This is a genomic window from Vibrio sp. 10N.237.312.B06 (genome assembly GCF_041464685.1).
Classification (GTDB): Bacteria; Pseudomonadota; Gammaproteobacteria; order Enterobacterales; family Vibrionaceae; genus Vibrio; species Vibrio tasmaniensis_A.
Genome location: NZ_JBFSPI010000025.1, coordinates 23,817 through 48,092, shown reverse-complemented (window position 1 = coordinate 48,092; position 24,276 = coordinate 23,817). Strand labels below are relative to the sequence as shown.

17 protein-coding genes are annotated in these 24,276 nt (G+C 44.4%); 11 read left to right on the top strand and 6 right to left on the bottom strand.

Annotated elements, in window-relative coordinates:
- The first annotated feature begins 410 nt into the window (after positions 1–410).
- Positions 411–1,658 (top strand): SGNH/GDSL hydrolase family protein, encoded by a 1,248-nt coding sequence (locus AB6C75_RS09210; protein WP_371710124.1) that lies wholly within the window; start codon positions 411–413, stop codon positions 1,656–1,658.
- 152 nt (positions 1,659–1,810) lie between these two features.
- On the opposite strand, the gene AB6C75_RS09205 is transcribed toward AB6C75_RS09210, so the two are convergent.
- Positions 1,811–3,142: a DEAD/DEAH box helicase gene (locus tag AB6C75_RS09205; protein WP_372107607.1), complete on the bottom strand. Its 1,332-nt coding sequence runs from the start codon at positions 3,140–3,142 to the stop codon at positions 1,811–1,813.
- 360 nt (positions 3,143–3,502) lie between these two features.
- Between AB6C75_RS09205 and AB6C75_RS09200 the strand changes: the two genes are divergently transcribed.
- Positions 3,503–3,769 (top strand): Lpp/OprI family alanine-zipper lipoprotein, encoded by a 267-nt coding sequence (locus tag AB6C75_RS09200; protein WP_372107606.1) that lies wholly within the window; start codon positions 3,503–3,505, stop codon positions 3,767–3,769.
- Between the two features lie 156 nt (positions 3,770–3,925).
- Here AB6C75_RS09200 and AB6C75_RS09195 read toward each other — a convergent pair whose 3' ends face one another.
- Positions 3,926–4,900 carry a L,D-transpeptidase family protein gene (locus tag AB6C75_RS09195; RefSeq protein ID WP_372107605.1) on the bottom strand — a complete coding sequence of 325 codons (975 nt, stop codon included), beginning with the start codon at positions 4,898–4,900 and terminating at the stop codon, positions 3,926–3,928.
- 346 nt (positions 4,901–5,246) lie between these two features.
- Between AB6C75_RS09195 and deoD the strand changes: the two genes are divergently transcribed.
- From deoD to AB6C75_RS09175, 4 genes are all read left to right on the top strand, one after another.
- Positions 5,247–5,957, top strand: coding sequence for a purine-nucleoside phosphorylase (gene deoD, locus AB6C75_RS09190; protein ID WP_004732072.1), 711 nt, complete (start codon positions 5,247–5,249; stop codon positions 5,955–5,957).
- 80 nt (positions 5,958–6,037) lie between these two features.
- On the top strand, positions 6,038–7,507 hold the full coding sequence (locus AB6C75_RS09185) for a lactate dehydrogenase (protein ID WP_372107604.1): 1,470 nt from the start codon (positions 6,038–6,040) through the stop codon (positions 7,505–7,507).
- A 186-nt stretch (positions 7,508–7,693) separates the two neighbouring features.
- Positions 7,694–9,163, top strand: a complete 1,470-nt coding sequence (locus AB6C75_RS09180; protein WP_372107603.1) for a hypothetical protein — start codon at positions 7,694–7,696, stop codon at positions 9,161–9,163.
- The gene (locus tag AB6C75_RS09175; protein WP_029223713.1) at positions 9,163–10,743 is read left to right on the top strand and encodes a GGDEF domain-containing protein; all 1,581 of its coding nucleotides are present in this window, start codon (positions 9,163–9,165) and stop codon (positions 10,741–10,743) included. The genes AB6C75_RS09180 and AB6C75_RS09175 overlap by 1 nt, the downstream gene beginning before the upstream one ends.
- Positions 10,744–10,814: 71 nt before the next feature.
- On the opposite strand, the gene AB6C75_RS09170 is transcribed toward AB6C75_RS09175, so the two are convergent.
- Entirely contained in the window at positions 10,815–11,723 is a 909-nt protein-coding gene (locus AB6C75_RS09170; protein ID WP_029223175.1) for a DMT family transporter, read from the bottom strand.
- A gap of 283 nt (positions 11,724–12,006) precedes the next feature.
- Between AB6C75_RS09170 and AB6C75_RS09165 the strand changes: the two genes are divergently transcribed.
- The 5 genes from AB6C75_RS09165 (at position 12,007) to AB6C75_RS09145 (ending at position 16,944) form a co-directional block, all read left to right on the top strand.
- Positions 12,007–12,402: a DUF3302 domain-containing protein gene (locus tag AB6C75_RS09165; protein ID WP_372048880.1), complete on the top strand. Its 396-nt coding sequence runs from the start codon at positions 12,007–12,009 to the stop codon at positions 12,400–12,402.
- On the top strand, positions 12,402–13,532 hold the full coding sequence (locus tag AB6C75_RS09160; protein ID WP_372107602.1) for an HlyD family secretion protein: 1,131 nt from the start codon (positions 12,402–12,404) through the stop codon (positions 13,530–13,532). The genes AB6C75_RS09165 and AB6C75_RS09160 overlap by 1 nt, the downstream gene beginning before the upstream one ends.
- 326 nt (positions 13,533–13,858) lie before the next feature.
- Positions 13,859–14,407, top strand: a complete 549-nt coding sequence (locus AB6C75_RS09155) for an ECF-type riboflavin transporter substrate-binding protein (RefSeq protein ID WP_009845837.1) — start codon at positions 13,859–13,861, stop codon at positions 14,405–14,407.
- A 6-nt stretch (positions 14,408–14,413) separates the two neighbouring features.
- Complete coding sequence (locus AB6C75_RS09150) at positions 14,414–16,108, top strand: ABC transporter ATP-binding protein (RefSeq protein ID WP_372107601.1); 1,695 nt, start codon at positions 14,414–14,416, stop codon at positions 16,106–16,108.
- A complete protein-coding gene (locus tag AB6C75_RS09145) occupies positions 16,105–16,944 on the top strand; it encodes an energy-coupling factor transporter transmembrane protein EcfT (protein ID WP_012600180.1) in 840 nt (279 codons plus the stop codon). The genes AB6C75_RS09150 and AB6C75_RS09145 overlap by 4 nt, the downstream gene beginning before the upstream one ends.
- Before the next feature lie 152 nt (positions 16,945–17,096).
- On the opposite strand, the gene glgB is transcribed toward AB6C75_RS09145, so the two are convergent.
- The 3 genes from glgB to AB6C75_RS09130 form a co-directional block, all read right to left on the bottom strand.
- The gene (gene glgB, locus AB6C75_RS09140) at positions 17,097–19,277 is read right to left on the bottom strand and encodes a 1,4-alpha-glucan branching protein GlgB (protein WP_372107600.1); all 2,181 of its coding nucleotides are present in this window, start codon (positions 19,275–19,277) and stop codon (positions 17,097–17,099) included.
- Between the two features lie 175 nt (positions 19,278–19,452).
- Positions 19,453–21,633: a 4-alpha-glucanotransferase gene (malQ, locus tag AB6C75_RS09135; protein WP_009845841.1), complete on the bottom strand. Its 2,181-nt coding sequence runs from the start codon at positions 21,631–21,633 to the stop codon at positions 19,453–19,455.
- A 176-nt stretch (positions 21,634–21,809) separates the two neighbouring features.
- The gene (locus tag AB6C75_RS09130) at positions 21,810–24,263 is read right to left on the bottom strand and encodes a glycogen/starch/alpha-glucan phosphorylase (protein WP_086050576.1); all 2,454 of its coding nucleotides are present in this window, start codon (positions 24,261–24,263) and stop codon (positions 21,810–21,812) included.
- Between the last annotated feature and the right edge of the window lie 13 nt (positions 24,264–24,276).

Below are 24,276 nucleotides of genomic sequence, written 5' to 3'. Positions count from 1 at the left end.
ATTAAACAATTGTGATGAACATAGAAAATGCAACGTCGCTTGATATTACCAACGGGTAAGCTACTGATTAAATTATAATTTACCTCTCACCCTTCTGATAACGTTTTCATTTAGCATTCAATAGACAAGTCATCACATACCGATCAATGACGACGTGTTTGCCTGCGATAGTTCGTTAAAATCAAATGTTAGATATTAGCCATTTCACTTCGAAGCCATTGTTTTTCAATCAAAAAGTGGTTGAAACTTTGACACTTATGCCAGTTATGAGCCGCTAACAACCTGAATGTATTGACGAGAGCTATTGGTTTTAGATATAGGTCATACCAGTTATCTGCAATTTAGTTATTAAAACAGTCACAAGCAACAACGTTTTGTTTGGCTCACTAAATATAAAAGAGAATACAGTGATGAAAAATACGGCTTTTATACTCGCGTTAACCCTGCCTTTTGGCGCTTATGCTGCTGAAGATTCAATACCGACACCTGAATCCATTACATCCGCACAAGTATTTGGTACACAAGGTTCCGAGACCTATTCTTATGTTCGATGCTGGTATCGAACCGATGCCTCACATGACTCTCCAGCCACCGACTGGAAATGGGCAAAAAAAGAAAATGGTGATTACTACACGATCAATGGATACTGGTGGTCTTCTGTATCCTTCAAAAACATGTTTTACAGTGATACGCCCCAGCCTGAAATCAAGCAACGTTGTGAAGAAACGCTCGACATCCAAAATGATGCCGCAGACATCACTTACTTTGCCGCAGACAATCGCTTCTCTTATAACCACTCGATTTGGACAAATGACAACGTTGTCCAAGCGAACACCATCAACCGTATCGTCACCTTCGGTGATAGTCTTTCTGACACTGGTAACCTATTTAACGGTTCTCAATGGGTTTTCCCGAACGCTAACTCATGGTTTTTAGGGCACTTTTCAAACGGTTTAGTCTGGACAGAGTATTTAGCCAAGGCGAAAGATGTGCCTCTTTATAACTGGGCAGTAGGTGGGGCAGCTGGCACCAATCAATACGTCGCATTAACCGGAGTATATGACCAAGTCACCTCTTACTTAACCTATATGAAAATCGCCAAAAACTACCGCCCAGAAAACTCGTTGTTTACTTTGGAGTTTGGCCTCAATGACTTTATGAACTACAACCGAGAAGTGGCCGATGTAAAGGCCGATTTCAGCAGCGCTTTGATCCGCTTAACGGAATCTGGTGCAAACAATATCCTGCTGTTCACCTTGCCCGATGCAACCAAAGCACCTCAATTCAAATACTCAACTGAACAAGAGATCATTAAAGTTCGTGGCAAGATTTTAGAGTTCAATCAATTCATCAAGACGCAGGCCAAGTATTACCAAAGCATGGGTAAAAACGTGGTGTTGTTCGATGCAAGCGCGTTGTTCGCCAGCATTACCGATAATCCAGAGCAACATGGCTTTCGAAACGCGAGTGATGCCTGTCTTAATATCAATAGAAGCTCAGCAGCCGACTACCTAAAAAGTCACAGCTTAACCAATGATTGCGCAGCGCACGGATCAGACAGCTATGTCTTCTGGGGAGTAACACACCCAACGACCGCCACCCACAAATACATTGCCGACCATATCTTAGCGTATTCATTCTCAACCTTTGATTTCTAAAGCCTTTCGAATGACTCTGTAACCTGAAACAACACCTCTCAGGTGCAGAAACCAGATACAAAAAAACCGCCCTTCATAGGCGGTTTTTATTTACGCTAGCTTGTATAAAGATCTGTTTTTATAAACATAATCTTTTAGCTCACGCGAGTTGATTACTCGTCGTCAGTTTTTGGCGCAACTTTCTTCTTAGGGATAAATACTGTATCACCCACTGCCACATTCTTATGGAAGCTCTTATCGCGCTTAACCGGTTTTTTCGGCGTTTTCTTAGCTTGAGTGTTGGTTTTCTTCTTCGCAGGACCGCCTTTAGCAAAAGCAGGTTTACGCGGCTTAATACCTTTGAACTTACCTTTTAGTCCTTCAAGTACAGAGAAGGTAAGATCTTGTTGAAGGTAAAGCTCAACACGCTTGAAGCTATCCCAGTCTTTTGGACCAACCAAAGAGATTGCATCACCTTTGTTACCCGCACGACCAGTACGACCAACGCGGTGCACGTACTCTTCTGTATGCTTAGGCATGTCAAAGTTAATAACATGGCTTACGTTTGGAATATCGATACCACGTGAAGCAACGTCTGTTGTTACCAAGATCTTGTAAACCGCACGCTCGAACTGGCTCATGATTGCATTACGTTGCGTTTGGTTTAGGTTACCGCTCAATGCCACCGCTTTAAGCTTCTTCTCGTTTAACTTCTCGGTTAGGCGATCAGTATCAGCACGAGTTGCCGAGAAGATCATCACCTGACGGTATTCAGCTTCTTCAATAACACGATCCAGAATTGCTTCTTTATGATCTAGATGGTCACACAGGTAAAACTTCTGAGTGATATCAAGGTGCTGTTCGTTAGAAACACCCACTGAGATGCGTTTAGGCGAATCTAGCATTTCATTTGCAATGTCGTTCACTTCCGCGTGATCAAGTGTCGCAGAGAACATCAACGTTTGACGGCGACGGTGTTTAGCTGCGTTCGCGATACGACGCAATTCAGGTGCGAAACCTAAATCTAGCATACGGTCAGCTTCATCAAGGATCAGCGTTTCAACACCATCTAAAAACAGTGAGCGGTGCTCAAGGTGATCCGCAAGGCGGCCTGGAGTCGCAACAATAAAGCGAGGGTACTTACGCAGAGCCTTAACTTGGTCGTTAAAGTTTTCACCACCCAAAATAAGTGTGGCTTCGTAAGACAGACCACCAAGCATGCTACGCAGCTCGCCATAAACTTGTTTTGCTAGCTCACGAGTAGGAGCCAAAATTACACCACGAGGATCTTTAGCAGAAAACGCTTTTGTTTTTAATGCTTTATGAATCATTGGCAACACAAACGCCAATGTTTTTCCTGATCCCGTTTTTGATGAAGCCAATAGATCCTTACCAGCAATAGCAACAGGGATCGCTTTTGATTGGATCTCTGTCGCCTTCTTGAAGTCGTAATGTTTTAAGTTCTTCAGTAAGCGGTTATCTAAGCCTAAATCTTTAAAGTGCAAAGGACTCTCCAGTCATGATGGTATTGAATAAAATTAATTTAACGTGACATGATACCGCGAAAGTACTTTATAAGGATAGAGATCACAGAAAATTTATCCCTTTATCTCTCGTTTGCTAGCACATTGTATGCATTGATCGTAAAGAAATAACTCTCCAAAACACATCAAAACCGGCTCTCACCCCTCCATCTCATAAACGAGACATAACGTGACGCTCAGCTAATTACCTCAAAAATTTAGTAATTTCTCTAGTTATTGTTTTTGCAGTTAAAAAATTAGTCGCTACAATCATTAATGAAGCGACTATATGATAAAGAATGTATAGCGCATCTTTTGATGATAAATAAGCAAGGAGTTCTTATGAATAAGACGTTAATCGCAGCTGCAGCCTCAGTTTTCATTTTAGCTGGTTGTTCTTCTGAGCCAGAAGAAGCTGCAATGTCACAAATGGATCAATTGACTAACCAAGTTGCTGAGCTAACCACTGAAGTTGAAGCACTTAAAGGCGATAAAGCGGCAGCTGAAATGAAAGCTCAAGAAGCAGCTGCAGCCGCTATGGCAGCAAAAGAAGAAGCGGATCGTGCTAACGACCGTATCGACAACATCGCAGAGTCTTACACTAAATAGTTTGAGAGCTCAGTGCGATTAAGCTGTAGATCAAATCAGTCGCAAAATGCAGTAAATAGACAGCACCACCTCTTAACGGATGTGGTGCTTTTTTTGGGCGTTACTAATTCGAGTAAACAAAGATAAACGCCCCTTATTACAGAAGAGGCAATCAAATTAGAACTCAATCACAGGTGGTGCTATCTCAACAGGCACGCCATTTTGAGCAAATATCACCGCTTTCGCTTTTGAATTTGGTAGATCTGCATCTTCAAGCCACCATTTTAATTCAACGGGGATTTGCAATAATTTCTTAGAGCCGTCGCTTCGCGTCAATGGTTCGTGAGCTTCAACAAACACGCTTCTATCTGGCTCTAAAGACACTTTGATAGGCTCATCGATTATTGTGACTTGCTCACCACGACTAACCTGTTCAAAAAGCCACTCAATATCTTTAGGTTCCATACGGATACAGCCGGAGCTGACTCGCAAGCCTATCCCAAAGTCTTTATTGGTGCCGTGTATCAGATAATCACCTGCACCATAAGCAAGTCGTAATGCATACTCGCCCAGAGGGTTTTCTGGCCCAGCAGGAACCACTTTTGGTAGCTCAATCCCTTTCTCTAGATACTCTTTACGAATTGAGTTTGGAGGCGTCCAAGTCGGATTGGGTCTTTTTTGGCTTATCTTAGTGATCATCTCTGGGGTATCTCGCCCCACTCGACCGATGCCAACAGGAAATACGTGCACCTGATTTTTCTCAGGTTCAAAGAAGTACAACCTTAACTCGGCAAGGTTAATCACAATGCCTTTTCTCGGCGTATCCGGCAGAATCAAACGGCTAGGGATACTTAACACATAACCTTCAGCAGGAAGAAAAGGATCAACGCCTTTGTTTGCCGCCATTAAAGAGAGAAAACCAATATCGTATTGCTTAGCAATGATGGCCAACGTTTCGCCCGCTGCCACTTCATGCTGCTGTATTCTTCCGACAAGACGACTTTCAGTTGGCGGCAACTCAAAAGTTGCAGCAGACACACACGACGAAGCCATCGCTGCCACAAACAAGGTGACCCTCACTAGAGGTAAAGCTACCTTACGTATCTGTGTTCTCATTGAGTGCAAAGGCGTCGAGTTAGCGCAATACGACATACAATTCCTTGGTTTGTCTTTTTATCAAAGTTTAGATTATCGCTGATCAAACGTCGCGACAACGTATTGTTGCTCCAAGCTGATATGCAACAGGCCTTTATTTGTCGTTTTTCGTCTGGACATAGCGTAATTTAACCACACAAAATCGATTGCCTCTAAACTTTCAACATATTTGGTTATCTATATGAATGATACTTTAAAGGTAGAGCAAATTTGTGACAAACATCTCACGGAGCCTCGTTTTAACTCGCTAATATTGCCTCAACAAAACGAATTCAATTCAACAGAATCGGTAATTAATAAAACCCTGTTCCTATAATTACCGTTAAAACTTTGGAGAACGACCATGGCTACACCTCATATTAATGCTCAAGCTGGTGATTTCGCAGAAACTGTACTTATGCCAGGCGACCCGCTTCGCGCAAAATACATTGCAGAAACATTCCTTGATGACGTGAAGCAAGTTTGTGACGTTCGCAACATGTTTGGTTACACAGGCACTTACAAAGGTAAGAAAGTTTCTGTAATGGGCCACGGTATGGGTATTCCATCGTGCTGCATCTATGTACATGAGCTAATTGCTGAGTACGGCGTAAAGAACGTTATTCGCGTAGGTAGCTGTGGTGCGGTACGTGATGACGTTAAACTAATGGACGTTGTTATCGGTATGGGTGCATCGACTGACTCAAAAGTAAACCGCATTCGTTTCAACAACCATGACTTCGCGGCAATCGCTGATTTCGGTCTTCTAGAAGAAGCCGTAAACCAAGCACGTGCACAAGAAGTTCCAGTTAAAGTTGGTAACGTATTCTCTGCAGACCTTTTCTACACTCCAGAAGCTGACCTTTTCGAAAAAATGGAAAAGCTAGGCATCCTTGGTGTTGATATGGAAGCAGCTGGTATCTACGGTGTTGCTGCGGATCTTGGTGCTAAAGCCCTAACTATCCTAACAGTATCTGACCACATCATCCGTGGTGAGAAACTAAGCTCTGAAGATCGTCAAAAATCTTTCAACGACATGATGAAAGTTGCTCTAGAGACTGCAATCAACATCTAACGAATTGATAAGATACATTGAAAAGCGTTACCCCGCAGCCAAGCTCACTTGGCTGCTCAAATAATCCCGAGGGGGAGATCGTGTCTAACGACAAGCTGCCAAAAGATTCGGATGGTTTGCAACTCAACTTTTGTAAAACATTGGCGTGTGACAACTTTGGCTTGAGCGATGCAAAACGGTATGTTTTGCAACACGCAAACCCTAAGCGTCCAGCGATGGTTTGTCGTGAATGTGGAGCTTTCCCCCCCTTACTTAACAATCGTGAAGTGTTAAGCGAACTTCATCGCCTAAGACAACTTCACAGCGACGGGCTCCCTGCTTGTCGTAATGATGATTGCGATAACTTTGGCTTATCGGTTCATACCCACAAACATCTTTATCATGCCTTCGGCTACAGTGGCGATAGGCAGCGTTACAGATGCAAAGACTGCCAATCAACCTTCGTTGATAAGTGGTCAGGATCCAACAAAAAACTTCAGTTTCAAGAGAACCTCATGGGCTTATTGTTCATGGGGTATTCAGTACGTGAAATTTGTAGAAAGTTAGAGATCAATCCAAAGACTTTCTATGATCATGTTGACCATATCGCCAGTCGCTGTCGTCGCAAGTTAGCGATGATCGATGCTCGTTGGGTCAACCATGCTAAAGATTACGAATTCGCTTCTCACTACCAACGCCTGCAACCGAAAAGCAACAATGGTGTGGTATGGATAGCGACTGGCGAGGCACACTCTGGCTACATCCTTTGCCAACACGTCAATTACTCTCAAAATGAAGAACCATCTGGAAGTGCTGATCACAACCCTTATGATGACGTTGCACGCTTTGTGTCTAAAGAGCACTCTTCAGAAGCGAATCTCGAACTTCCTCAGCCGTCTGACAAACTGAAAGAGCGCATTGAGCAGCAATACCAAGTGATTCTTGCGAGAGGTAATGTCGAGGATCCAATGGGGAACCTCACGACATTCAGTTACCCTTCGAAGGGCGCGCTAATTCGACCGCCTTATACTTCCTATGCTCACTTCCTACACGTGCTTGATATGTGTGACGAGAATAAGCATGTCACGATCTATATGCCACAAGACCCATTACTAAGATCTGCCGCTCTAAGCGTTTGCTTGCCGCGTATTCAGAGTCAAAATGTTGACCTTATGTATGTAGAGGAAGACTCAGGTTGGCAAGATGACCAAAATTTTGAAAAGATCGACATCGTTCATATGAGTTGGTGGCGCGATCGTTGGGCTATCGCGAGTCAAGGTGACAGTCAAAAAGGTATCTGCTACCTAACCGGTAACAATCCAGAACCAAAACAGTGGTTTAATACAGCTTCAATTCAGCAAACAAAGTTCTATCAACAACGTTTTCAGTTGTTATTTGATAGCTTCATCAATGAGCCAAGACGTAAACTTCGTCCTGGGGGCATTCTTCCATTACTCGACATATTTAGATCTTGGCACAATCTGTGCTACCAAGATAAGCAAGGGTTGACGGCAGCACAACGCTTAGGTGTGACAGAGCAGCCATTAACTCTTAAGCAATTGCTTTTATAGAAATTTACCATCTAGACAAGCGCTCTAGAACTCATTGATTTCAAAGCAAAAGCATGAGATAACACCCAGAATTGGAAAAGATACGTGTCCCCTTTATGCTCAGCGAGAGATAATTGATGCTTATCCTCAATCACACTCCTATAATGATTGTGTTATCAATATGTTCGATAATTATGGATCTAAGCCTTGGACAAAAATCAGTACCTTCTTGAAACCGAACTAGAACAACTCAAAACTCGCGTTGATTCTGAGCCATTGGTGATCCTAGAGATCGCACAACAATGCCTAGTCAGATCAGAGCAAGTTCTGTTTGAAGAGGGCGCTATACAGTCATTCATGTTAATGGCGAGATGTTGTTGGAACCTTATGGATTACCAGAAAGGTTTAAAATACATCAAGGAAGCCTACAAACGCCAAAGCCGATTAGATACCGATCATTTTCTCCCTGAAATTCTCCACTTGCACGCACTCCAATTCTGGGGACAAGCCAAGTATTACTCCGCCCAACAGTTCTGGATCAATGCATTAGAACAATCTGCACTGGTTGATGAAGTGGAGATTCAAATTGAATGCCTCATTGGCCTTGGCAACATTTGGCGAATGACTCACGAATATAAACTTGCACGCTCTACCCACCAGCTCGCAGTAAAAGTAGCGAATAACAGTCGCATTGGTTGGTTAGAAGGCAAAGCAAAAATACTTCTCGCATGGGATTACTACCTGCTCAACAACTATGTTGAAATGCTGTCGGTACTCGACGGTGCAGAAGAAGCATTAAAAGAATATAAAGATAATACTTGGCACGCTGAAGTATGGGATTTTCGAGGCCTTGCCCTACTTGGCCTTGAACGTTTGGATGATGCAGAACGAGCCACAGCCAAAGCGCACAAGCTAGCAGTAGAGCACAACCTTGTATGGATGAAAGCGCATTCCTACATCAGCCGAGCTAGACTGGAGCTCTTAAGAAAGAGGCCAGGACAAGCCGCCGAGTTGCTAAGGCTGGCAGAAGAGTCAGCAAACGAATTCGATAATGGCGAACTGCTTAGCCAAATTTGTTATCAACAGTCTTTAGTCGCAGAAGAAAATCAAGATTTTGAAGCCGCATTGATCGCTTTTAAGAAGTATCGTCAATATTCTACCGGCATGCTTAAAAAACAAACAAATCGTGTCGGTTTAGACAAAGCGCGCAGTTCAAAACGCCAGCTTGAACAGAGAGCTCGTAAGCTAATTAACCGCATTCGAGGTCAACACGAACACGACCCGGAAAAGCACCTCTCTTATGTCGTTTCCGAAACCTTCTGGTGGGAAAAACTGGTACTATTTAAGACGGAGCTTAAACGCTCTAATCACTGCATCATCATGTTCCATCACATCGATACCGATTACTTAGATGTCTGTACCGAGATAGCACATACCTTGTGTAATCAGAACGACTTCATTGCAAGGCTAAGTTCGGAACGTGTGGCTCTTATGCTTTCCGAAAAAGACGAAGCTGCTGACCAGATCTTCAAAACTCTGACCACCATGCTAGATATCTATCCATGGCACAGAAAAGGATTAAAAGGTTCGAGACCGACCGTCAGCCTCAACGATATTTTGACGTTCCCGTTCACTCTTGAACAACTAGAAGAAGACGATGCTGAGGTAACAGAATGATGGAAACCCTATTAAGCAAGATTACAGATGCAGGTCTAGATCCTTCATCGGTATCGGGTGAAGAGGCGATCATATTCTGGAATCATATTCGCCAACACGTTTCGACGACACAAACAGAACAAGCACACTGTTACATCATCAGCTCTGAGTACCGCGCCGAGTTACAACAAAATCAAACCAGTATTGATGAGTTGAAACTGGCACTCGACCTACTCCACCTTCCTACAGATATAGAAGATATTCTTACTGTAAAGACCAGCTTAAGTAATCGCTTGGTTGAAATTGGTGATTACACGTCGGCACTGAATGAGTTCGTCAGCTCATCGACAATCGCTGTTGAGCACGGGCATATCGATGAATATGTAATGGCTATCTTAGGTATGGGGAACCTGTGTGACGCTTACGGAGATCACAGCAGAGCTCTTCGCTACTACCAAAAAATCAATAGCATAGATCACGCGATAAGCAGTCGATCACTTCGTCTTAAATTCAAGCTTTATATGGTAGCAAGTCTGCTACTGCTCAACCGAATAACGGCGGCCAGCGACTTACTGAACGAATGCGAAGAACTGAGCATTTTAGTGAGTGATAAGCTACTCACAGCTCAAATATTGTTGTATCAAGCAAAAGTGCTCCGTGCTAAGAAAAAGCACCATGAAGCGCTACGTTGTCTGTCAAAGATTCAATATCCAGCCAACAGTACTCAAGCAAGTTGGCTCGCGACCATGACCCGCCTAGAGTTAGCACATTGCTTGAGTGCGATCGGAAAGCAAGACTATGCAAGTATGATCTTGTCGAGCACCCACAAACGTGTGAAGCCCGACTCGTCACCAGTGCTTGCGAAGCGCTTCTATGATTCTCTAAGTGATGTGTGTTTGAATCAAGGTCGTTTTGAAGAAGCGCTGAGCTACGAGAAGAAAGGCTACCGAATTGAAACGGATCTGATGAAGCAGATCCCGATCAGCGAACTTGGTGCAAGCCAACTGCGCCGTCTATCTCGGTTTGAATTACAACTTAAACTCATTCTCTCCGAACAAGAGAACAAAGAGCTTAAAGAGACAACAGAGCAACATAAAAATACAGTTGCTCAGCTACAACAAGATGTTTTCACCGATCCACTGACCGGGTTACACAACCGTCGCTGGTTAGATGTGAAACTGAAAGATCTATTGCTACACGAAACGCCTTTCGCATTAATGGTTATCGATATCGACCACTTTAAGTCAATCAATGATGAACTGAGCCACTTAGTGGGTGATAAAGCGATCGTCAGCGTTTCTCAAGAACTGCGTTCATACTTTAAGTTTAGAGGCGCGTCATGTGTCAGGTTTGGCGGAGAAGAGTTCCTCGTCATCCTTGAGAATACTGACCTTGCGAAAGCAGAAATGCACTCTGAAAATTATCGAGAGCGTATCTTCCAATTTGGGTGGCATGAAATACTCGGCGAGCGCGGTCTAACCGTTAGTATCGGTATCACTTTGCATCGCGATGGAGAAAATACTCAACGTACCTTCTATCGTGCAGACAAAGCCCTATACAGAGCTAAAGCCAACGGCCGTAATCAAGTGTGTACAGAATAGTGCCACGTAGGTCTGTAGGTCTGTAGGTCTGTAGGTCTGTAGGTCTGTAGGTCTGTAGCTAAGCCAGCCTCTTATTGATAAAAGAACAAAGAGATTCCACCTAATGCGGCCAGTGTCCCGATGATACTTTGCTTTGACACCTTCTCTCCTCTAATCGCATAAATCACCAAAATAAAGACCGGGCTGGTCGCTATTAATGTTTGAGCAATCGCTGGGTTGGCATTTTTCAACGCCACTTGCTGAAGCCATAGAGCGAGAAACGTCCCGACAAAGATTGCCCCTAATAACCAAAGTTTATCGAGCTTGGTCATTGCCCATAAATCTCTTTTTATCGACGAGTACGGCTTCTTTTCAACGAAAGGGATAATCAGCATTACGGCAAACACGCCAATCGTCAGGCGAATCAAAGCACCTAACAATGGTGGAATGTCACCCGCCACCAATGCGTAGTGGGAAATCACCACACCCGACGCCTGACAAACACTTGCCATAAGCCCATATCCAATGCCTCCCCACTGTGCTTTGTCATTAGAAATATCATTACCGTTCGCTGATTTCGACGGCTGAAAGACCACAAAGGTCACCGCTAAGGTTGTTATCACAACACCGAGCCAACTTTGCAAAGTGAGTGCCGCGCCAAGAAACATTAATGCCAAAACACCAGAAAGAGGTGGAGCCAGAGATTCCAGCAACAAGGTCTTATTGGCACCAATTCTTTTTAATGCCGCAAAATAAGCACTGTCACCAACTGCGATACCAATGACTCCCGAGATCGCCAAGATCCCAAAATGGTTAGCACTCAGTTCGAATTCAGGCATCGGTATTAACGGCATGACCAACAGCATCATGCCAGAGGCTACAACCCCCTTAACAATGTTCAACTGCATCGCAGAGAAGCGATGTCCAAATTGCCCATAGATCCATGTCGCACATGCCCACACCATCGCAGCGCCAATGGCCGCTAATTCACCTATATACATCCGCATTTATCCTTTATTTTTTGTTGTTATGATTATGGCTATGACTATGCGCATCGTTTGAATCAGAACTGTCATCTTGTCAGCAAGAAATCCGAAATAACCTATTCAAGTTCAATTGGATTTTATAAGATCCATTAGTGATTTTATAAGATCCATTAGTGATTTTATTCTCATTATTAGCAGCAACATATTATTTTCAGATTGGTAAATCATTTTTATAACAATTACTTGGATGATAGCGTAGTATATTTGTAACTAACATCTAACATTACAAGGATCTGTTATGTTTTTAGACTACTTTGCACTCGGTCTACTGATTTTCGTAGCATTAGTTATCTTTTACGGCATCATCGTTATTCACGATATTCCCTATGAAATTGCGAAAGAACGCAATCACCCTCATCAAGATGCTATTCATGTCTCAGGCTGGGTTAGCCTATTCACTTTACACACGATTTGGCCGTTCCTTTGGATTTGGGCTACGTTGTGGCGCAAAGATCGTGGCTGGGGCTTCGCTAAGCTTGAAGAAGAACAACATGATATTCATCACCGAGTCGACACTCTCATCGACCAAGTGAGTGCACTTCAGAGCGAAATCGAACAGCTAAAGCAAGCGGGCACTGAGCAAAACAGCACAGAGAAACAGACAAACAACGTTCAAGATCAGGAGGCTAAGTAATGGATTTACTGCTGATAATGACCTACGCGGCGCTTTGTATTACGATTTTCAAAGTATTCAAAATCCCACTAAACAAATGGACTGTCCCAACAGCCGTACTGGGTGGTGTTGTCCTCATCGGTACTTTGATTCTATTGATGAACTACAACCACCCTTTCACACAAATCGGTAATCAAGTTTACTCAACGACACCGATTGTTTCAGGGGTTCGAGGCAAAGTCATCGAGGTTCCGGTTGAAGCAAATAAGCCTCTCAAGCAAGGGGATATACTTTTCAAAATAGACCCGATTCCTTTTGAAGCTGAAGTTGCTAAGCTGCAAGCCAAAGTAAAAGAAGCGAGTCAAGGAGCCTTAGGTCTAGAGTCGCAAGTTGGAGAAGCCGAAGCTGCCAAAATAAAAGCCATTGCAGAAAGAGATAAAGCACAACGTGAATTCTCTCGATACAAGCGAGGCTTCGAAAGTGGCGCATTTACAGAGCAACAACTCGATACTCGTCGACAGGCATACAAAGCCGCAGAAGCTGCAGTGAAAGTAGCCGAAGCAAACCAACAACAAGCTCAGATCGCACTTAACTCTGAGGTTGGCGGTGAGAATACAGCGGTTGCAGGCTTACTTGCTGATTTACGTAAAGCTGAATTCAATCTTGACCAAACGGTAGTAAGAGCACCAACCGATGGCTACGTAACTCAACTCGCTCTTCGTCCTGGTGTAATGGCTGTACCACTACCATTAGCGCCTGTGATGACCTTTGTTCACACTGAGGCGCAATTCTATACCGCAGCCTTTAGACAAAACTCACTACAACGCCTGCAACCTGGCTACGAAGCTGAGTTTCTATTTAGAGCACTACCAGGAAAAGTATTTAAAGGACGCATTGATGAAGTGATCCCAGCCATTGGTGAAAGCCAATTTCAAGCTCGAGGCACGCTTCTAGGTACTGACGCACTACGTACTAGCGGCCGCGTATTTGTTAAGCTGACCATCACTGATGATCTGTCTGAGTACCATTTGCCTATGGGTACTGCCGTGGAAGTGGCCGTTTATTCTGACAGCTTCACTCACGTATCTATCATGCGTAAGGTGCTTATTCGCATGAAGAGTTGGCAAAACTATCTATATCTAGACCACTAACCGTATCTAGAGCACTAGCTAGAGCTAGACCACTAAACGGTCGTAGATATACGACGACCCCGCTTAACACCTTGTTAACATGAATCAAAAAGCCAGACTCGTTCTGGCTTTTTTGTTGCTTGATTAACCATAAAATTGCGCTTTTTACGTGATATTAATGCGTCTAGATGGAATTTTAGACATCTAGACACTTACCTTCCCTTATGGAAGGGTTCTACTGTATAATGCGCGCCTTATTTTTTATATTTGCCCAAAAAACGTTCTCATTGAGACGCATATTAATAATGGCGAATATTATGCTTTATTTTCAGTATTCGAGGTTATCTATGAACTTTTCAGCTAAAACAGTCGTCGTTATTGCTATTGGCGCGGCACTGTACGGCATTGGTGGTTTACCTATGTTTGGTGTCCCAGTGTTTGCTAACACGACATTGAAACCAGCAATGGCAGTCCTAGCACTGTTTTCTGTTTTGTTTGGCCCTATTGTTGGCTTCTTGGTTGGCTTTATCGGTCACTGGGTAACGGATTTGTTCGCAGGTTGGGGGGTATGGTTAACTTGGGTATTAGGCTCAGGTATTGTCGGTATGGTTATCGGCTTATTCCCAATGATGACTAAGAATCGCCTTCAACAAGGTGAACTGCCAATGAAAGATTTTGCACTGTTCGTGGTACTTGCCCTTGCGGGTAACGTTGTGGGTTATGGTAGTTCTGCGTTCCTAGACACCATCCTATACGCAGAACCGTTTACTAAAGTCTTCACTCAACTGTCTATCATCGCTGCGGGCAACACTATTCTTATCGCAGTGGTAGGCTTCCTGATCCTAAAATCAGTCGCTAAACGTAACAAACAAAGCCGTAACCTGACCGAGGCATAAACGCTAATGACTATAGCATTTTCGAACTTCTCTTTTAGATATGAGTCGCTGGATAAACCGACGCTAAAAAATATCGATCTAAGGATAGAGAAAGGAGAGAAAATCGTCATTATTGGACCAAGTGGTAGTGGTAAATCTACGCTAGGTCAGTGTCTCAATGGTCTGATACCTCATGCAATTAAAGGTGAGGTATCAGGTTCTTTAGAGATCAACGGCAAGAATGTCTCTGAGTTTTCAATGCACGACTATACCGAGCAAGTAGGCACAGTATTGCAAGATACTGACAGCCAATTTGTGGGGTTAAGTATCGGTGAAGATATCGCGTTCGCATTAGAAAACCAGTTGATGTCGAACATTGATATGTACCCGTTAGTTAAATCGACAGCAAAAATGGTCGACCTAGCGGATATGCTTGAGCGCTCTCCTCATGACCTTTCAGGTGGTCAAAAACAGCGAGTATCATTAGCAGGTATTTTAGTCGATGATGTCGATATCTTGCTGTTCGATGAGCCTCTAGCAAGCCTTGACCCTAAAACGGGCAAAGCAACGATTGAGATCATCGACCAACTTCATAAAGAAACCAACAAGACTATCGTGATTATCGAGCATCGCCTTGAGGATGTTCTACATCGCGATATCGATCGTGTGATCTTAATGGAGCGCGGTGAAATAGTCGCGGATATGACTCCGGATGACATCTTAGCGTCCAAGTTACTTGAGACGCACGGTATTCGTGAGCCTCTCTACTTATCTGCACTTAAAGCAGCGAAAGCCCCTCTGACTAACGAAGATAAACTTTCAAACCTCAAAGCTTTGGATTACAAAAGATTCCGCCCAGCAGTTCAAGCTTGGTTTGCTGAGCGCCCAGCACCGGTAGCAGAGAAACAGTACCAGCCTTTGCTCGAAGTTCATGGCTTAACTTATTCTTACGACGGCGAAAAAAATGCACTCGAAGATGTAAGTTTCAAAATTGGTAAGGGCGAGTTTGTCTCGATTTTGGGCAAGAACGGTTCGGGTAAATCCACTATCACCAAACTCATCATGGGTGTGATAGATGCTGATTCAGGTTCTTCCTATCTAAATGGTCAAGACTTATCTGAACTTTCCATCTTTGAAAGAAGCCAAAAAGTCGGCGTGGTGATGCAGAACTCGAATCATATGATCTCACATCATATGATTTTTGATGAGATTGCTTTTGGTCTTCGTAACCGCGGTATGGCAGAACAGCTGGTCACAGAAAAAGTAGAGAACGTTCTTGAGCTTTGCGGGTTAAGTAAGTTCCGCCACTGGCCCATTGAAGCTCTGAGCTATGGTCAGAAAAAGCGTGTAACGATCGCGTCTATCTTAGTGTTGGAGCCCGAACTCCTCATCTTAGATGAGCCAACAGCAGGCCAAGACTACCGTAACTACACATCGATGCTGGCATTCATCCAAAAGCTTAACCGAGATTTGGGCATTACTGTTGTGATCATCTCACACGACATGCACTTGGTTCTAGAATACACCACACGTTCGATCGTAATCGCAGACAGTAAGTTGATTGCTAATGCAGCCATGACGGAAGTGTTTAGTCAGCCATCGCTTTTAGAACGTGCGAACCTTTGCACCACCAGCATTTATGAACTTGCGACTATGATGAAAATCGACGACACCAACGCTTTTATGCAGTACTTCATCGACGACGAGAGAAGCTCGCTATGAATGCATCAAAAGTAAAATTTGGCATCAATTACATTGATACTAAATCACCGTTACACGCATTGAACGGCATCACTAAATTTGTACTTTTTCTCGCTTGGGTCACTGTGGTTTTGACTACGTTCGACCTGAGATTGATTGCGTTGCTTATTGTGACTGGTTTATTCCTGCTAAAGCTTACTAATGTACCTGTGCGCGTTTATAAGCCTTTGTTATTGGGAACGGTGAGTGTATTAAGCCTAAATGCTTTGTTCATGTATCTGCTTGCTCCACAGCAAGGTACAGAGCTCATCGGCAGCGAGACTCTATTGCTGACATTGCCGGGTAACTACTCGCTGAGCCAAGAGACGCTGTTTTATTTAATCACTGTCACGCTCAAATACATGAGTATGTTCCCGATAGCGTTAATATTCGTCTTTACCACGCACCCGACCGAGTTTGCAGCAAGCCTCAACCGTATTGGCGTTCCATACAAAATCGCCTATGCTGTCAGCTTAACACTGCGTTATTTACCTGAAGTTAAAAAAGACTTCATCAATATCATGCACGCGCAACAGGCTCGTGGCGTTGAACTATCGAAGAAAGCACCTTTACTCACTCGCATCAAAAACGTAGCTAAGGTTCTAGGTCCGCTCATTTTTTCTAGTTTGGACCGTGCAGACGAGATTTCAAACGCAATGACGTTACGAGGTTTTGGCAGACATAAGTCACGGACTTGGTATAGCTATGCGCCTTTGAAACGTATCGATTACGTTTGGCTAATGGTTATCGCCTTTATCGTTGTGTTAGCGATCGTAAAACGTGTTTTAGAACCACAATTATTCTGGTATCCATTTTAGGTTTCTCATTGAAAGCGACGCTTAAAGAACGTGCTGCTTGATGTTCTACTTAACGAAATTCAAGCCGTTTTAGAGTGAAAATCGAAACAAAAAAAGGGAGCCTCAGGGCTCCCTTTGTCGTCTTTGTGATCACTTACTTACTGTGATTGTTATTAGTTTAATTTGTAAAACACCGTTGAAAGAGGTGGCAAACGCAGCTCAATCGACGTGTCCAAACCTTCGCTTGCTATTGATTCAACCTCAGCAACCTGCTTCACTTCAAAACCGCTGCCTGCGTAATCAGCCGAGTCAGTATTCAGCAATAGCGAGTACTGGCCTTGGGCTGGAACACCTAAGCGGAAACGCTCATGAGGAACGGGCGTAAAGTTAGAAACAACCAACACGCGTTCACCCGACTCACTAATACGTTCATGAGCTAAGATACTTGCTTCAGCAGAATCTTGTAGACGCCATTCAAAACCTTTCGGGTCGAAATCAAGATCGTGCATTGCCGCCTCAGAGCGGTATAGATTGTTCAAATCTTTCGTTAAGCGTTGAACACCTTGGTGGCGTTCATATTCCAACAAGAACCACTGCAGTTGATCATCATGATTCCATTCAGCCGTTTGACCGAATTCAGCGCCCATGAAGTTCAGCTTTTTACCCGGTTGTGCATACATGTAACCCATGTAAGCGCGTAGGTTAGCCGTTTGCTGCCACTCATCACCCGGCATCTTGTTGTGGATAGAGCCTTTACCGTAAACAACCTCATCGTGAGACAGAGACAATACGTAGTTTTCGCTGTGAGCATAAACCAACGGGAAGGTAATCGTATCGTGGTGATATTTACGGTTGATTGGATCTTCTTGAATGTAAGACAAGCTATCGTGCATCCAACCCATGTTCCACTTAAAACCGAAGCCTAAACCGCCCATAAAGGTTGGTGCTGAAACACCTGGGAAAGCCGTCGATTCTTCAGCAATTGTCATCGCATTCGGGAAGTGTTTGTACACTTCTTCGTTCATCCACTTAAGGGTCGCGATAGCGTCGTAGTTTTCATTGCCGCCGTCTACATTCGGAATCCATTGATCATGGCTACGCGAGTAATCGAGGTACAACATCGAAGCAACCGCATCAACACGAATGCCATCGATATGGAATTGTTCGAACCAGTACAATGCATTTGCTACTAAGAAGCGACGAACATGCTCTTTACCTAAGTCGTAAATGTACGAGTTCCAATCTTGGTGCCAACCACGGCGTGGATCTGGGTCATGGAACAAAGGCGTTCCATCAAAGTTAGCTAAACCGTGATCATCACTTGGAAAGTGTGCAGGAACCCAGTCCAGAACAACGCCTAAACCGGCTTGGTGACATTGGTCGACGAAGAATTTGAAATCATCTGGAGACCCCAAACGACTCGTTGGTGCGAACAAGCCTATTGGCTGATAACCCCAAGAGCCGTAAAACGGGTGCTCTGAAACCGGCATCAACTCTACGTGTGTGTAACCGAGATCCGTTAGATATGGGATTAGCTCTGCCGCTAGCTCACGGTAGTTTAGGAATTCACCTTCAGCATTGCGCTTCCAAGAGCCGGCATGCAATTCATAGAATGAAAGGGCTTCTTTGCGCTTTTGCGTGACCGGGCGATTCTGCCATTGAGAATCTTGCCACTGGTAGCGAGCGTGATCGTAAGTCACAGATGAAAAAGATGGGTACTGCTCAGAGTAGAAACCCCATGGGTCAGCTTTATGTGGCAAGCCTTCGCCATCGGGTCCTTTTAATTCAAACTTGTATTGTGCGCCTTCTTCCAGATCAGGAATAAATAAGCCCCACATACCATAATCTAGACGCTGCATTGGGTGGCGCCGACCATCCCAAGCGTTGAAGTTACCCACCAAGCTAGCCGCTGTTGCATGCGGTGCGTACACCAAGAAACGCGTGCCTGAAATCGTCTGTCCATCACGCTCTAGCGTAATAAACTGAGCTCCCATGTGATGATACATATCTTTAGGTGTATGAAGATCCTCATAACTCGCGTACAGATCATGGTATTGGTATGGATCATCGATGATCTGCTCTACTCCATTCCAATCAACCGCAAGCTTGTAGTGAGTAAAACGTAAGTCTCTTTCTTGCTTAAGAATGAAACCACTTTCACCCTCTCGCGCTAACTTAATACGAGGTTCCTTTCCAACAATCAACTCGACTTTATCTGCCCCAGGAATCCACACTCGTAATGAACCTTGTTCAGAAGGTAAGTATGGCCCTAAAAACGCAAATGGGTCTGTGAAGCAAGCCTGTGATAGTTGGGTATATATTTGTTTTTGCTTTGAAATCGAACTTAGTTCCAAAACGCTTCTCCCTAACCAAACATCCAAAAAACATAATACAAAAATGCCCGCTATTAGTGCGGGCAATATAACGACGGTTTATTCTACCAGATGAGCATTCAATATTGAGTGACCGAGGTTGTAGTTTCGTACGGCGTAAGCAAAAAACCACCTCTTTTCAAGCCACTCGACTCCATTACTTAGCTGCTTTTTCTCGTACGTCAGTTAGCTTAGAGGCGATACGATTCACGCCTTCATGAGCGAAGATTTCGTCCAAGTTCATTGATAGTTTACGACGCCAGTTAGGGTACTCATCGACCGTACCAGGGATGTTAACGGGCTTATCCATTTCTAGCCAATCTTCCAACTGAACACTCAGGAGTGTTGAGCCACCAGCCGCAACGTGCAACTGAAGCGCTTCAGCAAGATAAGAATCCATCGGTACTTGACTTGCATCACGCCCAACACCTTCTGGTAGGAAGCCATGCCATGCCACTGAGTCTAAGATACCTTGCTTGCACTCCAAGCGGTTATCGAACAAAGTTTCTAGCTGTTGTGCGTCTGGGTATAAACCAATCTCTTGACCCATTTTCAAGTCATCACAGTGCCAGAAGCCGCGAAGCGTTGGCATATCGTGAGTACACAGTGCCGCCATCGATTGTGACGCGTAGTGCTTAGGAGAAATAAAACCACCGTCATTTTCTGATGTTTCGAAGAAGAATACTTTGTAAGAATGCACGCCAGCATCAGCAAGGATGTCTACGATTTCATCCGGTACCGTGCCTAAGTCTTCACCGATAACGCTGCATTGGTAACGGTGAGATTCAAGCGCCAGAATAGACAGCATGTCTTGCACTGGGTAGTAGATGTACGCACCTTTCGTTGCGTTCTCACCCTTTGGAATCCACCACAAACGCAGCAGACCTAAAACATGGTCAATACGCAATGCACCACAGTGCTTCATGTTGGCACGAAGTAGTTTGATGTAAGCGTCGTAGCTGGTTTCTTGAAGTACTTCTGGGTTAAGTGGCGGTAAGCCCCAGTTTTGGCCTAGAGGACCAAGAATATCCGGTGGAGCACCAATGCTCGCATCCATCACTAGGTTGCCTTCATCAGCCCATGTCTCGCTGCCAGAATCTGCAACGCCTACCGCTAAATCACGGTAAAGGCCAACCGCCATGCCTTTCTCTTCAGCAAGAGACTGTGCATCGTTGATTTGGCAATCGGCTAACCATTGTAGGTACATGTAGAGATGCACTTGATCTAGGTTATCTTTGATGTATTTCTGGGTCGCAGGGCTTTCAAATGTGCGGAATTTCTCTGGGAATACAGGCCAGCCCCACATACCTGAATCTTCAGCATGCAGTTCACCGTGCAGAGCATCAAACGCCGCTTGATGCATCAGGCTTTCACCGCCCTCTTCAACGAACGCTAAGAACGCTTGTGCGCGGTCGCTGTTTTTGTCTAGATGACGAGTCTTAAATTCTGCGAATAGCAGAGGTAAGATGCTCATCTTCAGCTCAGACACTTCAGTGTAATTCACCCAGTGCGCTTCACGAGCTTTCTGTAGGCGCTGCTGGAACTCGGCGCTGCCTACCGTTTGTTGCGCTTCCGCGCTTAATGCGAACTCAGGAACTGAACTCACATCAATGTATAAGACGTTCAACCAACGACGTGAAGACGGGCTGTATGGGCTCGCACCTTCCGGGTTCGCAGGGAACAGTGAGTGAATTGGGTTTAGACCAACAAAGTCACCACCGCGAGACGCGATATCCGAAACAAGCTGTTTTAGGTCACCGAAATCACCAATACCCCAGTTGTGCTGAGTTCTTAGCGTGTACAGTTGAACACTTGGTCCCCAAAGCTTTTTGCCTTGCTCAATGGGTGACTGCTTGAAGCACGCTTTTGGCGTAATAATCAACGTCATCTCGTAAGGTTTCTTACGGCGCTTACGACTCACAATGAGCTTGTGATAACCCCATGCCAAATCACTTGGCAATGCAAACACTAAAGGGCCACCCTCGGCACGCTCGTCACGAACGACTTGAGATTGAAGATAGCCTTCAAGTACCTCTCCTTGCTCGGTTTCTAAGCGCCAGCTGAACTCACTTTCACGAGCACTCACACCCAGATTGAGTGTCACTTCTACTGGCTCACCGTCACGCAAGACAAGAACCGGGTCTAATACATCTTTTCTGTGCTTTCTTTCTGCAGATTTAAGCAGTGCATCATCGCTGCTTGTATCGTAGCCCAATGAAGCCAATAGAGACGTAATCGTCTCTTCTGATACTTGTGCTTCATCGCCCCACGCACTAACGTAACTATCAGCAATATTTGCCATTTCTGCGACTTGTTTTAATACGGTCTGTTCTTTCATCGCTCTCTCCGAAAACGTTCTGACGCTTTCAATTTTTGTAGGGTTGTCTATTTAATTTTTACTAATCAATTAGCTTGTGACAATCAGTTTGTAAGCATTGCTATCTGAATAAGCCGTCTATTTGCTCACAAGCTAATTGAGCCAAGGCAAAAACTGCCTTGGCTACTTTGCAACTATTAACGGTTAACCGCTTCAAGTTTCCAAATGTTGTTCACGTAGTCGCGAATTGAGCGGTCTGATGTGAACTTACCAACCAATGCCGTGTTAAGAATCGCTTTCTTAGCCCAACCAGCTTGGTCTTTGTATTGTGTGCCCATGTCTTCGTGCGCTTTCACATAAGATGCGAAGTCAGCAAGACATAGGTAAGGGTCACCACCGTCTAGTAGGCTATCAAACGTTGCACGTAGAAGACCGGGTTGACCTGGAGTGAACTCATCGCCAGTCAGTAGATCTAGAGATGCTTTCAATAGTGGGTCTGCATTGTAGTAATCGTATGGGTTGTAACCCTGAGCTTTCAGTGCAACAACACCGTCAACTTCTAGGCCGAAGATGTAGATGTTTTCATCACCAACTTCTTCACGAATCTCAACGTTTGCACCATCCATCGTACCGATAGTTAGAGCGCCGTTTAGAGCCATCTTCATGTTGCCCGTACCTGAAGCTTCTTTACCAGCTAATGAGATTTGCTGAGAAACGTCTGCCGCAGGGATGATGATTTCAGCCATGCTTACACGGTAGTCAGGAATGAATACCACTTTCAGCTTGTTACCGATGCGAGGATCGTTGTTGATCTTCTCTGCAATCTTGTTAACCGCGAAGATGATTTCTTTTGCTAGGTGGTAACCCGGTGCTGCTTTCGCTGCGAAGAAACATACGCGTGGCTCACACTCAAAACCAGGTTCGTTAAGAATACGGTGGTACAGAGACAGAATGTGTAGCAAATCTAGGTGCTGACGCTTGTATTCGTGCAGACGCTTAATTTGAACGTCGAAGATAGCGTTAGTATCTAGCTCGATACCCATATTCTCTTGAACCCAATCCGCAAGACGCTGTTTGTTTTCTTTCTTAACAGCCATAAATTCTTTTTGGAATTTCGCGTCTGTTGCAAACTTAGCGATGCCTTCTAGCTGCTCAAGTTTTGCTGGCCACTCAGAGCCAATCTTACCTGTGATTAGATTAGATAGACCTGGGTTACAGAACTTCAACCAACGACGTGGCGTGATGCCGTTCGTTACGTTAGTCAGTTTACCTGGGAAGATTTCGTTGAACTCTGGGAACAAGTCTTTCTTAACAAGTTGAGAGTGAAGTGCCGCTACACCATTTACTTTGTAAGAACCAATCACACATAGGTTTGCCATGCGAACCATGCGGTGGAAACCTTCTTGGATGATAGAAAGCTTCGCTTGTTTCTCACCGTCACCAGGCCACATCTTGCGAACTTCTTGCATGAAGCGGTGGTTGATTTCAAAAATGATTTCCATGTGACGTGGAAGAAGACGGTTGATCAGCGATTCTGACCAAGTCTCTAGCGCTTCTGGAAGTAGTGTGTGGTTCGTGTAAGCGAACGTATGTGCACTGATTTCCCATGCTTGATCCCAAGATAGACCTTTCTCGTCGATCAGGATGCGCATTAGCTCAGGAATCGCAATCGTTGGGTGCGTATCGTTAAGCTGAATTGTTTCTTGCTTAGGCAGATCTTCTAGAGAGAAACCTGCTGCTTCGTGACGGCGTAGAATATCGCGAACTGACGCTGCTGAGTGGAAGTACTGCTGCATTAGACGCAGTGTCTTACCTTTTTCGTGGTTGTCGTTCGGGTAAAGTACTTTAGTGATGTTACCTGCATCGATTAGCGAGTGTTGCGCTTCGAAGTAATCACCGTTGTTAAAGCTTGCTAGTGAGAATGGTGCAATTGCCTGACATTCCCAAAGACGCAATGGGTAAACCGTGTTTGACTCGTAACCTACGATTGGTAGATCCCAAGGCATTGCTTTTACTTCCATACCTGGAACCCAAGTACGAACTTCTTTACCGTCGATGAATTCAACTTCTACATGACCGTAAAAACCAATGTGTTGTGCTAGCTCTGGACGAGCGACTTCCCATGGGTAACCTTCAACACCACGCCATGCGTCTGGTGCTTCTTGTTGACGACCATCTTGGAAAGACTGTTTGAATAGGCCGTATTCGTAGTGAAGACCGTAGCCTACTGTTGGGTACTCTTGTGCAGCACAAGAATCCATAAAACAAGCAGCAAGACGACCAAGACCACCATTACCTAGCGATGGGTCGCGTTCTTCTTCTAGAAGGTCAGTTAGGTTTTGGCCTAGCTCTTCCATTGCATGAGTAATCTGTTCGTACAGACCCATGCTGATCAGGTTGTTACCTGTTAGACGACCAATCAAAAACTCTAATGAAAGGTAGTTAACGCTCTTCGCGTTTTTGATTTTTTCATCATTTTCAGTTTCTAGCAGATCAAATGTTGTCAATTCTGCTAGCGCACGCCCCATTGCTAGGTACCATGCGCGGCTATCTGCTGTTTCAATCGTTGTTGCGTAAGTTGCAGATAAATGCTTTTTAACGCTTTCTTGGAACGACACTTTATCGAAAGTTTTTTGCTGAGTTGGTTTCATTTCAGAAATCTCG